11 protein-coding genes are annotated in these 11,771 nt (G+C 71.5%); 4 read left to right on the forward strand and 7 right to left on the reverse strand.

Annotation, left to right across the window (positions count from 1 at the left end):
* Nucleotides 1–157: 157 nt before the first annotated feature.
* The 3 genes from ACH499_RS29180 to clpS form a co-directional block, all read right to left on the reverse strand.
* Nucleotides 158–1,585: an amino acid permease gene (locus ACH499_RS29180; protein ID WP_356196173.1), complete on the reverse strand. Its 1,428-nt coding sequence runs from the start codon at nucleotides 1,583–1,585 to the stop codon at nucleotides 158–160.
* A 352-nt stretch (nucleotides 1,586–1,937) separates the two neighbouring features.
* Nucleotides 1,938–2,552 carry a DUF2017 domain-containing protein gene (locus ACH499_RS29185; RefSeq protein WP_356196171.1) on the reverse strand — a complete coding sequence of 205 codons (615 nt, stop codon included), beginning with the start codon at nucleotides 2,550–2,552 and terminating at the stop codon, nucleotides 1,938–1,940.
* A gap of 38 nt (nucleotides 2,553–2,590) precedes the next feature.
* Complete coding sequence (clpS, locus tag ACH499_RS29190; protein WP_043372525.1) at nucleotides 2,591–2,908, reverse strand: ATP-dependent Clp protease adapter ClpS; 318 nt, start codon at nucleotides 2,906–2,908, stop codon at nucleotides 2,591–2,593.
* Between the two features lie 169 nt (nucleotides 2,909–3,077).
* Here clpS and ACH499_RS29195 point away from each other — a divergent pair, with 169 nt between their 5' ends.
* Together ACH499_RS29195 and ACH499_RS29200 are read left to right on the forward strand one after the other, a co-directional pair.
* Nucleotides 3,078–4,424: a nicotinate phosphoribosyltransferase gene (locus ACH499_RS29195; protein WP_399019470.1), complete on the forward strand. Its 1,347-nt coding sequence runs from the start codon at nucleotides 3,078–3,080 to the stop codon at nucleotides 4,422–4,424.
* A 94-nt stretch (nucleotides 4,425–4,518) separates the two neighbouring features.
* A complete protein-coding gene (locus ACH499_RS29200) occupies nucleotides 4,519–5,106 on the forward strand; it encodes a nicotinamidase (RefSeq protein ID WP_356196166.1) in 588 nt (195 codons plus the stop codon).
* Between the two features lie 29 nt (nucleotides 5,107–5,135).
* Here the strand turns inward: ACH499_RS29200 and ACH499_RS29205 are convergent, their stop codons facing one another.
* The gene (locus ACH499_RS29205; RefSeq protein ID WP_399019472.1) at nucleotides 5,136–5,462 is read right to left on the reverse strand and encodes a hypothetical protein; all 327 of its coding nucleotides are present in this window, start codon (nucleotides 5,460–5,462) and stop codon (nucleotides 5,136–5,138) included.
* Between the two features lie 134 nt (nucleotides 5,463–5,596).
* Nucleotides 5,597–7,942, reverse strand: a complete 2,346-nt coding sequence (locus ACH499_RS29210; protein ID WP_399019474.1) for an immune inhibitor A domain-containing protein — start codon at nucleotides 7,940–7,942, stop codon at nucleotides 5,597–5,599.
* 404 nt (nucleotides 7,943–8,346) lie between these two features.
* Here ACH499_RS29210 and ACH499_RS29215 point away from each other — a divergent pair, with 404 nt between their 5' ends.
* On the forward strand, nucleotides 8,347–8,625 hold the full coding sequence (locus tag ACH499_RS29215; RefSeq protein WP_356196160.1) for a hypothetical protein: 279 nt from the start codon (nucleotides 8,347–8,349) through the stop codon (nucleotides 8,623–8,625).
* A 12-nt stretch (nucleotides 8,626–8,637) separates the two neighbouring features.
* On the opposite strand, the gene ACH499_RS29220 is transcribed toward ACH499_RS29215, so the two are convergent.
* Entirely contained in the window at nucleotides 8,638–9,381 is a 744-nt protein-coding gene (locus ACH499_RS29220) for an RDD family protein (RefSeq protein ID WP_356196158.1), read from the reverse strand.
* A 69-nt stretch (nucleotides 9,382–9,450) separates the two neighbouring features.
* Entirely contained in the window at nucleotides 9,451–11,082 is a 1,632-nt protein-coding gene (locus ACH499_RS29225; protein ID WP_399019477.1) for an RDD family protein, read from the reverse strand.
* Nucleotides 11,083–11,356: 274 nt separating this feature from the next.
* On the opposite strand from ACH499_RS29225, the gene ACH499_RS29230 reads away from it, so the two are divergent.
* The gene (locus ACH499_RS29230; RefSeq protein ID WP_356196155.1) at nucleotides 11,357–11,770 is read left to right on the forward strand and encodes an SsgA family sporulation/cell division regulator; all 414 of its coding nucleotides are present in this window, start codon (nucleotides 11,357–11,359) and stop codon (nucleotides 11,768–11,770) included.
* Nucleotide 11,771: the final 1 nt, after the last annotated feature.

Consider the following 11,771-nt stretch of genomic DNA (forward strand, 5'->3'; position numbering starts at 1 on the left):
GCCAGCATAAGCAGAAGGGCCGATCCGTACCGGTGGGTGGTACGGATCGGCCCATATGCCGGACATCCTGAACGGCGGCCGGGTCGGGGCGCCACGAGCGGCCCGTGCGGCCGGACGTCCGGGGTGCGCGCGAAGGCGCTGGTCGGCGGGGTGGCGGTCAGCCGATCTTCTCGAACTCCGGCTCGCCGGGCCGCTCGGTGATCTCCGGGTTGCGGGACTTGAGCACGAACCAGCCGACGCCGAGGGCGGCGGCCCAGCCCGCCATCACGTACAGACAGATCCGGGAGTCGGCGTCGTAGGCGATCAGGCAGGTGACGAAGAGCAGGAAGGCGATGGCCACGTAGGAGAACACCGAGCCGCCCGGGGCCGGGAAGGAGGAGGCGGGCAGGCGGCCCGCGACGACCCGGCGGCGGTACAGGACGTGACTGACGAGGATCATCAGCCAGGTCCAGATGCCGGCCGCGGTGGCGACGGAGGTGACGTAGCCGAAGGCCTTCTCCGGGACGATGTAGTTCAAAACCACGCCGATGCCCATGAAGACGACCGAGACGGTGATGCCGAACGCCGGGGTCTTGGTCGACGACAGCCGGCTGAAGACCTTGGGCGCCTCGCCGTTGTCCGCGAGGGTGCGCAGCATGCGGCCCGTGGAGTACATGCCGGAGTTGCAGGAGGACAGGGCGGCGGTCAGCACGACGAAGTTGACGATGCCGGCGCCGGCCGGGATGCCGATGACCGCGAAGGCCTCCACGAAGGGGCTGACGCCCTCGGCGAACTCGGTCCACTTCACCACGGCCAGGATGACGGTGAGGGCGCCGACGTAGAACAGCGCGATGCGCCAGGGCAGGGTGTTGATCGCCTTGGGGAGGGTCTTCTCCGGGTTCTCGGACTCACCGGCGGTGACGCCGACCAGCTCGACGGCGAGGTAGGCGAACATGACGCCCTGGAGGGTCATCAGGGAGGAGCCGATGCCCTTGGGGAAGAAGCCGTCGAAGGCCCACAGGTTGGAGACGGACGCGGTGTCGCCGGCCTGGCTGAAGCCGAGGGTGAGCACGCCGACGCCGATCACGATCATGCCGATGATGGCGGTGACCTTGACCATCGAGAACCAGAACTCGATCTCGCCGAAGAGCTTCACCGAGATCAGGTTGGCCGCGAACAGGAGGACCAGGAAGACCAGGGCGGAGACCCACTGCGGGATCTCCGGGAACCAGTAGTGGATGTAGATGGCGGCGGCGGTCAGCTCCGCCATGCCGGTGACCACCCACATCAGCCAGTACGTCCAGCCCGTGAAGTAGCCGAAGAAGGGGCCGAGGAACTCGCGCGAGTACTCGGCGAAGGAGCCCGAGACGGGTCGGTAGAGCAGGAGTTCGCCGAGCGCCCGCATGATGAAGAAGATGACGACGCCGGCGAGGGCGTACATGAGGATGATGCTGGGGCCGGCCTTGGCGATGTTGGCCCCGGCTCCCAGGAAGAGGCCGACGCCGATGGCGCCGCCGATGGCGATCATCTGGACCTGACGGCTGCCGAGCCCGCGCTCGTACCCCTCTTCGGGGGCCTTGTCCGTGTCGACCTGCGCAGAGGTCATGAGTGGTGCGCCTTTCTCCATGCCGACCCGGGCCTTTCGTCGGCCGCGGATCGGGTCTCGATCCCCCCGGATGATGGAGCTGAGCGGGCCTCACGTCCCGCTCGTGCCTGGCCGGCGGTCCGCCGGCTCGGTGGCGCACCCGGCCGAACATTCGGGTGGTGTTCGCCGGGCGGTCGTGAAGATGTACCACGGCCGCCGCACTGATCACAGAGGACGAATGTGACGTGTCACACAGGCAAAAAGGGACAAAGGGCACCCGGGGGGTGCAAAGAAGGGCGCGGGTTTGACGCGATCGTTATCCGGATTTGAGTCTCCGCTGAGCGGACTCGCAGTCCTCGCCGATCGGGACGTGTCAGGGCATAAGGGTCGTGACGAGCGTCTCCTGGAGCCCGCCGAGCCACAGGTACGCCATCACCATCGGCTTGCGCGGGTCCTCGTCGGGCAGCCGGTACAGCAGATCGGTGTCGTCCTCGTCGGCGATCTCCAGCCGGGAGCCGATGGCGAGGCGCAGGTCGTTCAGGGCGCCGAGCCACTGCCGGGACTCGTCCGGCGACAGCTTCAGCACCGCCCCCTCCTCGCCCGCCGAGGCCGACGCCGACGCGAGGGCGTCCAGGGCGCGGATCACCGCGAGCGCGTTCTCGCGCTTGCCGGCACGCAGGTCGTTCTCGGTGTAGCGCCGGAACTCCGCGGAGTACGCCCGCTGCTCCTCGGCCTCCTTGGCCTGCGGGGCGGCCTCCGGGTCGCCGTAGGCGTCCGGGAACAGACGGCGCAGCACCGGGTCGGAGGGCGGCTCGCTGGGGCCCTCGGCGAACAGCTCGGCCAGGGGGTCGCCGGAGGCGTCCTCGGCGGGGCCGGGGCCGATCAGCTCGAGGAGCTGGACGGCGAGCGAGCGGATGATGGAGATCTCGACGTCGTCGAGGGCGACGGCCGCGCCGCCGCCGGGGAGCGGTTCGAATTGTCCGGGCATGAAGGCGATTCAGCTTCCGTCCTGCGGGCGGGGGTCGGTCATTTCCGGTCCTGCTGGAGGGTGGCCCACAGGCCGTACCCGTGCATGGCCTGCACGTCCCGTTCCATCTCCTCGCGACTGCCGCTGGAGACGACCGCACGGCCCTTGTGGTGCACGTCCAGCATGAGCTTGGTGGCCTTGTCCTTCGAGTAGCCGAAGTACGACTGGAAGACGTAGGTCACGTAGCTCATGAGGTTCACGGGGTCGTTGTGGACGATCGTCACCCAGGGCACGTCGGGCTCGGGTACGGCGAAGACCTCCTCCGCCGACTCGGTCTTCTCGATCTCCATGGGTGCGGCTGCCGTCACATGGCCCATGCTGCCACCAGAGGGGGGCACTCGCACAAACGGGCCTGTGGGCCACACCACGCAACCGGAAATCGTCAGACTGACGAAATGGGGGTACGATCGCGGTCATCCCGGGGGACGGCCCCGGAGCCCCGGGCCTGCCCGGGGAGGCCCGGAGAGTCATATCTAGGAGAGTTCGGTGGACGTAGCGGACCTTGGGCTGCCGGTGGACGTTCCCTCTACGGCGCTCTTCACGGACCAGTACGAGCTGACCATGCTCCGTGCCGCGCTCAAGGCCGGCACGGCCGGACGGCGGAGCGTCTTCGAGGTCTTCACGCGCCGGCTCCCGGACGGGCGCCGCTACGGCGTCATGGCGGGCACCGGGCGGGTGCTGGACGCGGTGGAGAACTTCCGTTTCGACGCGGGCGTCCTGCGCTTCCTGCGGGAGAAGGACATCGTCGACGCGGACACCCTGGACTGGCTCGCCGACTACCGCTTCGGCGGCGACATCTGGGGCTACCCCGAGGGCGAGGTGTACTTCCCCGGCTCGCCGGTCATGCGGGTCGAGGGGACCTTCGGCGAGTGCGTGCTGCTGGAGACGGTGATCCTCTCCATCCTCAACCACGACTCGGCGATCGCCGCCGCCGCCTCCCGCATGGCCTCCGCCGCCGGTGACCGGCCGCTGATCGAGATGGGCGCCCGCCGCACCCACGAGCTGGCCGCGGTGGCCGCGGCGCGCGCCGCCTACGTCGGCGGCTTCGCCACCACCTCCGACCTGGCCGCCGGCTTCCGCTACAACATCCCCACCGTCGGCACCTCCGCGCACGCCTTCACGCTGGTGCACGACACCGAGCGCGACGCCTTCCGCGCCCAGGTCGACGCCCTGGGCCGGGGCACCACGCTGCTCGTGGACACCTACGACGTCGCCGAGGCCGTCCGTACGGCCGTGGAGGTGGCCGGGCCCGAGCTGGGCGCCGTGCGCATCGACTCCGGCGACCTGCTGCTGGTCGCACACCGGGTGCGCCAGCAGCTCGACGAGCTGGGCGCCACGGCGACCAAGATCGTCGTGACCTCCGACCTGGACGAGTACGCCATCGCCTCGCTGGCGGCGGCGCCCGTGGACGCCTACGGCGTCGGCACCCAGCTCGTCACCGGTTCCGGGCACCCGACGGCCTCCATGGTGTACAAGCTGGTCGCCCGCGCCGAGTCCGCCGACGCCGGGGCGCCGCTCGTTCCGGTGGCCAAGAAGTCCAGCGGCGGCAAGACCTCGATCGGCGGCCGCAAGTGGGCCGCGCGCCGGCTGGACGCCCACGGGTACGCCGAGGCCGAGGTCGTCGGCACCGGCCCGGTCCCCGCCGAACTGGCCGGCCGGCAGCTCCTGGTCGAACTGGTCAAGGGCGGCGAGGTCGTCGCCCGCGAGCCCCTGGACGTCGCCCGGGACCGGCACGCCGCCGCCCGCGCCAACCTGCCCCTGTCCGCGACCCAGCTCTCCCGTGGGGAACCCGTCATTCCGACGGAGTACCTGCACGGAGGCTCGGGTAGCTAAAGCTGGTGCGCGGCGAAAGGTCCGCACCGCCCGCCCCTCTCTCGTCCCCCCGTCCCCACCGATCCCCAGTCGACCCAGTCGAAGGACACCGACCATGCGCCGCGCCTTGATCGTCGTAGACGTGCAGAACGACTTCTGCGAGGGGGGCAGCCTCGCGGTGACCGGCGGTGCCGACGTGGCCGCCGCCATCACCGAGCTGATCGGGCAGGCGCCCGCCGGCTACCGCCACGTCGTGGCCACCCGTGACCACCACATAGCGCCGGGCGGGCATTTCGCCGACAACCCCGACTTCGTCCACTCCTGGCCGGCGCACTGCGTCGCCGGCACGGAGGGAGTGGGCTTCCATCCGAACTTCGCCCCCGCCGTCGCCTCCGGGGCGATCGACGCCGTCTTCGACAAGGGCGCGTACTCGGCGGCCTACAGCGGCTTCGAGGGCGCCGACGAGAACGGCACGACGCTCGCCGACTGGCTGCGCGCCCGGCAGATCGACGAGGTCGACGTCGTCGGCATCGCCACGGACCACTGCGTGCGGGCCACCGCCCTGGACGCGGCCCGCGAGGGCTTCCGCACGCAGGTGCTCCTCGACCTGACCGCGGGAGTGGCCCCGGAGAGCACCGAGCGGGCGCTGGAGGAGCTGCGGGAGGCGGGCGTGGAGCTGTCGGGCAAGCCGGTCGTCCAGTAGGCGGGGGGGTCCTCGGGGCGCCGCGAGCCCTAGGTCTGTGCCGCCGGGCGGCCGAGCAGGGCCCGGATCGGGCGCCACAGCTCCTGGACGAGGTCCCCGCCGACGGGGGCCGTGCGCCATATCAGGCCGTCGGGGTGGTGCAGGACGGCCGTGACCTCGTCCGGCGTGGGCGGGGCCGCGTTGCCCCGCAGGTAGACGGCACGCAGCCCGAGGTTGCGCAGCCTGGTCAGGGCGCGGGCCCGGTTGCGGGCGTGGACGAGTACGCGCACGCTGCCCCCGGCGACGGCGGGGCTGGGCAGGTTCAGTGCCACCACCACCGTGCCGTTCGGCAGCTTGCAGAAGCCTCCTGCGGCCATGCGGTCATACCCCCGTGTCGGTCGGTGCGGGTGCCGGTGTCAATAAGAGAGTCACAGGACGCACCTAAACACGGATCGGCGGCGACCCGCCAGGGGGTCGCCGCCGATCACGCTCTGACCTGCGAAAACAGGATTTACTTCACCGCGCGGCCGACCTCGAGCTCGATCGTCGAGCCGTCGCGGGCCTCCTTGGTGATCTTGATCTTCGTGTTGGTGTCAGTGACCCGGACGCCGCCGGTCGGGTTCGACTCGTCGTAGTAGTCGCTGGTGTGGTCGTTGAAGACCGACACGCCCTTCGACGAGCTGATCCTGGTCGGGACGTCCGCCTTGTGCAGCGTGATGCCGTCGGTGCGGAACGTGCTGAACGTCGAGTCGTAGGACTGCATGCGGTTGCGCATGAGGGTGCCGTCGGACCAGCGCAGCGCGGTCGGGTGCGAGTCGATCGGCAGGACGAGACCGGTGCCCGGGTGCTGGCTGGTGTTGTTGTCCGCCTGGGAGGTGTCCCACTTCCAGATCAGCAGGCCGTTCTGGTACGGGTAGTGCTCCACCCAGTCCGGACGCGACGCGAAGCCGAAGTTGTACGGGCCGGTCTTCAGCGTCTTGTCGTACGACACGTACTGCCGGTTCTCGGCGATGTAGTACTGCGCGTAGTTCTTGGTGAACGAGGCGCCCTGGCGGGTGAAGCCCTTGGCGGCCCACGCGGCGTCCGCGGTCTCGGCGTTGTCGGAGAAGAGCGCCGTGCCGTCGGCCGTGACCGTGATCCGGTCGGCGGTGAAGCCCTTCATGGCCAGGCCGCCGTCGGTCTGGTAGCGGAAGCGCAGGTCGATCTTCTTCCCGGCGTAGGCGTCGAGCGGGTACACGAGCTTGCCGTACGCGTCGACCGTGCCGCTCAGAGCCGGCTTGTCGCTGCCGTCACGCGCGATCGGCCGGCCGTCGAACGTGCCGTCGAGGGCGGTCCAGTTGGCGCCGCCGTCGGTGGACACCTCGGCGTAGAGGAAGTCGTAGTCGGCCTCGATCTCGTACCAGGCGTCGAGAGAGAGGGAGGCCGCGGACTTGCCGGTGAGGTCGACGCTGCGGGTCAGCGTGTTCTTCAGGTCGTTGCCGCTGCCGCTCCACCACTGGGTCTTGCCCTCGGCGGGAGCGACGATCTCGGTGGTGACCGCCTTCTCGGGAAGCTGGACGACCAGGCCCTGCTTGTGCTTGGTGTTGTACTCCGCCAGGCCCAGCTTGTGCCAGGAGTTGACGCCGGCCTTGGCGACGTCGTAGTTCAGCCAGCCGAGCTGCAGCTTGTCCCAGGCGTTCATGTCGCCCGGCAGGTCACCGATCTCGTTGCGGCCGGTGCCGAGCCAGGAACCGGAGGACATCAGCGTCCAGAAGCCGGTGGAGTTGTCGCCGCCGGCGGTGTCGTAGAGGTCCGGCAGACCGAGGTCGTGGCCGTACTCGTGGGCGAAGACGCCGAGTCCGCCGTTCTCCGGCTGGATGGTGTAGTCGCCGACCCAGATGCCGGTGGAGCCGATCTGGGTACCGCCCAGCTTGTTGTCGGCCGGGCCGGTGGCGCCGGCGTCGGTGCCGAAGGCGTACCAGCGGTGGGCCCAGATCGCGTCCTCGCCCTGCGCGCCGCCACCGGCGGACTCGTCCTCGCCGGCGTGCACGATCTGGAAGTGGTCGATGTAGCCATCGGGCTCGTTGAAGTCGCCGTCGCCGTCGAAGTCGTAGCGGTCCCACTGGTCGTACTCGGCGAGGTCGGCCTTGATCTCGGCGTCGGTGCGGCCGGCCGCCTTCTGCTGCTCGACCCAGGCGGTGACGCCGTCCTGCACCGCGAACCAGGCGCAGTTGTCGGGGCTGCACTTGTTGGAGCCGTAACGGGCCTCGTTGTACGGGACCTTGACCCAGTCGGAGACCTCGCCGTCGACCGAGTAGCGGCCGGAGGACTGCTTCTCGTAGTACGTCTTGAGCGAGTTGACGCCCGCGCCCGTGCCGAAGTACAGGTCCTCGTAGTGCTTCTGGCTGTAGTCGGCCTGCCAGGCGGTGGAGTTGTCCTCCGCGCGGTCCGGCTCGGCGATCTGGTTGTGCAGCGGACCCGGGGTGCCGCCGTAGCGGCTGTCGATCCGGTCGCCGAACTCGACGAGGATCGTGAAGATCTTGTCGGTCTTCTCGCGGCCCAGCTCGACGTACTTGCTGTCGCCCTTGCGGCTCTTCAGCTCGACGACCTTCGAGCCGTCCTTGTTCTGCACCGAGGCCCGGCCGGCGATGACCTGCTTCAGCGCCTCCTCGCGCTGGGCCTCCTGGGTCTTGCTGAGCGGGCCGTCCAGGTCGTGGGACTTCATGCCCTTGGCCGGGTGCGGGTCGTTCCCCTCCGCGGCGGCCGGGCGGGCGGGCGAGTCCGCGTACGCCACGGTGGCGGCGGACAGGGTGGCGCCCGCCGCGGCGAGCGCGACGGCCGTAGCCGCGGCTCTGAACGTCCAGGATCTACTGGTCACTTGATTTCCTCCCCCGCGTTCACGCGCGCGGAAGGGGGGACAAGGACATGGCAAGGTCCGCGCACACGTGATCAACGCGTGTAGTCAAGTGACGACATTTGACTAGAGGTTCACGCGAAAAGACAGACCTTGACTTGAGCAGAACAAGTGCACTATGCGGAGCGGCCGTTCGCTTTGCGGACGCCCCGTGCCGTCCGGCGGGCGCCTTGCACGGGGTCCGTGTCCGGGGCCATGAATCCGTGCGCCCCCCGTGCACCTGCCCTGTCGGTTAGGTCACGCTTACTGTTTGTTCCACCAGGGCACACAGCCCGTTAGAGTCGCTTGGTGGAACGCCCGGAAGCCGGCGGAAAGCCAGGCCGACCGCCGGTATCACCCCCAGATCGCCTTCCGAGGACACGATGGCCATGCCCCGTCCGACTGCCACCCAGTTCGCCTACGGTTCGTGCACCGTGATCTTCTCGACACTCGCCATGCTGCTGCTGTCGCAGACGAGTTCGGGTCCGGGAGTGGCGGTCGTCGCCGTCGCCGCGCTCGCCCTCGGGCTGCTGGTCTCCATGACGGCCCCGTCGCCGAGGACGCGCCCGGCGCCGGCCGTGCGGCCCGCCGCGGCCGAGGAGCCCGTACCGACCGCCTCCCGGGTCTCCGCGGGGGCCGGCCGGGCGGTGCGGGACCGCGCCGCCTGATCCCCGGCGCACTCAACGGGTGCTGACCACCACGGTCTTGGCCGCCTTGTCGTGCAGGCCCTGCTTGTAGGGCTTGTCGAAGAAGCTCCAGCCACCCGCGATGATCGTCCACACGCAGGCGCAGCAGAACGCGAACGGGATCCACAGCACCAGGGCGCGGATCAGCGAGGTCTGCACCGAGGGCGTGGCGCCGTCGTCGAGGTTGGCCACCCGCATGCCGAGCCACTTCTTGCCGAGGGTCTGGCCGGTGCGGTTGATCATGTAGGTGTCGTAGGCGATGTAGAGCACGGCGGCGATCACGGACTGCCCGAAGGACTTGCCGACGGAGGCGTTGTCGCCGTTGACCTGGTACTCCTGGACGTTGAACGCCCAGCTCAGCAGCCAGACCACGATGCCCACGAGGATCATGTCGATGATGCGCGCGAGGGTGCGCCGCCCGCTGTCGGCGAGTGGGGGCATGCCGGCCAGCGGGTCGGTGGGGTAGGAACCGCCGCCGAACGGGTCACCGCCGTACGGACCGCCGCCTCCGCCACCGCCGTAGGGACCTCCGCCGCCTCCGCCGTAGGGCGGGGGTTCGCCGCTGCCGGGCGGCGGGGGCTGACCGCCTCCGTACGGGGGCGGGTTGTCGTACGGCGAGCCCGTGCCGCCCGCGCCCTGGCCCGGGTCCGGGCCCTGGCCGGGGGTCGGGGGACGCTTCCTGAACGGGTCGTCCTCCGGCGGCTGCCCGCCGGAGCCGTGGGGCGGTTCGCTGCTCATGGCCCGAGTCGACCGCGAACCCCCCGACGGCGCATCCGGCGAGCGGCCGTCCGGAGTACGGACGGGGCGTCAGCCCGCCACGAACGTCCGGGCCGCCTTGTCGTGCCAGCACTGGTGCCACGGACGGTCGAACAGGCACCACGCGACGCCCAGGATCCCGACGGCCAGGAGGCCGGGGACGCTGTAGACGAGCCAGCGGCGCAGCGCGGCGCCGAAGGACGGCGGCTCGTGCGCCTCGATGTCCCGCACTTCCAGGCCGAGCAGCTTCTTGCCGAGGGTGCGGCCCCACTTGGCGGTGGGCAGGGCCTCGTAGACGACGCCGAAGAGCAGCAGGACGGCCAGCACGATGCCCAGGCAGGTGCCCGTCGTGCCGTCGATGAGCCAGACGGTGACGGTCTCGCCGGAGAGCTTGGCCTGGTCGATCTTGTCGTTGACGTGGTCGAGGGCCCGGGTGCCGAGGGGGACGGCGGCCACGGCGGTGACGGCCGCGAGGACGACGGTGTCGATGAGCCGGGCGGCCAGCCGCTTGCCGAGCCCGGCGGGGCGGGCCGCGGCCTGGCGCCGGGCGGCGGCCTGGAACACGTCGTCGACGGGCGGCTTCCAGGGCGCGACGGGCTGCTCGTCCGCGCCGCTCCCGGCGAGCCGGTGCACCTGCTGTGCCCAGGATGCCTGGCCACCGCCGGGCCCGGCGGCGACGGGGGCGGGCACGGCCTGCTGCGGGGGCACGGCCGCGGCGGGCAGGGGCTGCGGGGCGGCGGCCTGGTGGGGAACGGCCGCGGCGGGCTGGGGGGCGGCGGCCTGGTGGGGGACGGCGGCGCCCTCCGGGGCGGCCGCCTGCTGCGGGCCGGACGGGGCCGTCGGAGCGGCGGCGGGAGCGGTCCGGGCGGGGGTGGCCTTCCCGGCGCCGGAGGCGCGCGGGGGGACCGCGCGGAAGGTCATGGTGCCCTCGTCGGCGGGCCCGTCGGCGGCCGTCGGACGACGGAAGACGAAGGTGCTGCCGGCTCCCCCGCCGGCGTCCGCGGAGGCGGCGGGGCCCTGCCCGGCCGGGGGTCTCCCGTGCGCCGGGTCCGATCCGCCGGACGCGGGCTGGGCGGACGCCGTACCGGCGTGGCCCGGGGCGGCGGGTGCGGCGGCCGCCGGGGAGGAGACGGGTCCGTGGGGAGCGGTCTGCCCGCCCGGGGAGCCCCCGTGCGCCGGGTCCGTGCCGGACGCGGCGGCGGGAGCGCCCGTTGCGGAGGCCGCGCGCGCCGGGTCCGTGCCGCCCGGCGCGGCCGGGGCGGAGGCCGTACCGGCGTGCGGGCCGGGGGACTGGGCGGCCGCGGCGCCGCCGGAGGCACTCGGGTGGGGCACCCTGGGGTCCTGGCCCTGCCCCTGGGCGTCGGGCCAGGTGACACGTGCCGGTTCGGTGCCCCAGGCCGGGGCGGCCTCCTGCCGGGACGCGGGGCCCGCGGGCGGTTCCCCGACCGGGTCCTCGTCGAAGAAGTGCGGCCCGGTCTCCTCCACGGAGGCCGCGGGCGTCCGCACGGCGGGCCGCACGCCGGGCGGCGGGGCGAGCGGTTCGCCGTCCTTGGGCGCCGGCCGGCTGGTACCGGCCACCCAGGAGGCACCGTTCCAGTACCGGACGTATCCAGGAATGGACGGGTCCGGGTAATACCCTTCGCGGGGCCTGTCGTCACCGGGGGCCGGGGTTGGGGCGCTCATGTCCGTCGTCCCGTATCTGCTCGGGGGTTGATTTGGGGGCCTCCACATCTATCAGACGGGCGCAACTCGCAGGGCCGGTCCCGCCGTACGCGCCCCTTTCCGGGCACGCCGGTGTACGGAGCTTCACGCCGCGAGAGCCCCCCGCGTTGCCGGGGACGGATCCCGGAAAGAAGTTCCGCGAACCCGCGTAATGCTCACGGCCGACGCCCCTCTCCCTCGTGCGGGCCCGGTGAGAACGGCCCGCGCGGACCGTACGAGAGAGGACACCACCGTCATGGACACCACCGTCGTGGAGCGCGAGCTGGAGCTGAGGCTCGTCCTGGCCCCCGACCACAGCGTCCCGGTCCCGGCGAGACTCACCTACCTCGTCGACGACCCCTACGCCGTGCACATCACCTTCCACATCGACTCCGGCCACCCCGTGGACTGGACCTTCGCCCGCGGGCTGCTGGTGGAGGGCGTGTTCCGGCCCTGCGGGCAGGGCGACGTGCGGGTGTGGCCGTCGAAGTCCGGCGCTCGCAGCGTCGTGCTCATGGCCCTCAGCAGCCCCGACGGCGAGGCCCTGCTGGAGGCGCCGACGGCACAGGTGTCGGCCTGGCTGGAGCGGACGCTGCTGGCCGTGCCGCCGGGGACGGAGGCCGACCGGCTCGCCCTGGACGACGGCCTGGCCGAGCTGCTCGCCCGATAGT

It is taken from the genome of Streptomyces sp. NPDC018947 (assembly GCF_044390505.1).
GTDB lineage: Bacteria > Actinomycetota > Actinomycetes > Streptomycetales > Streptomycetaceae > Streptomyces.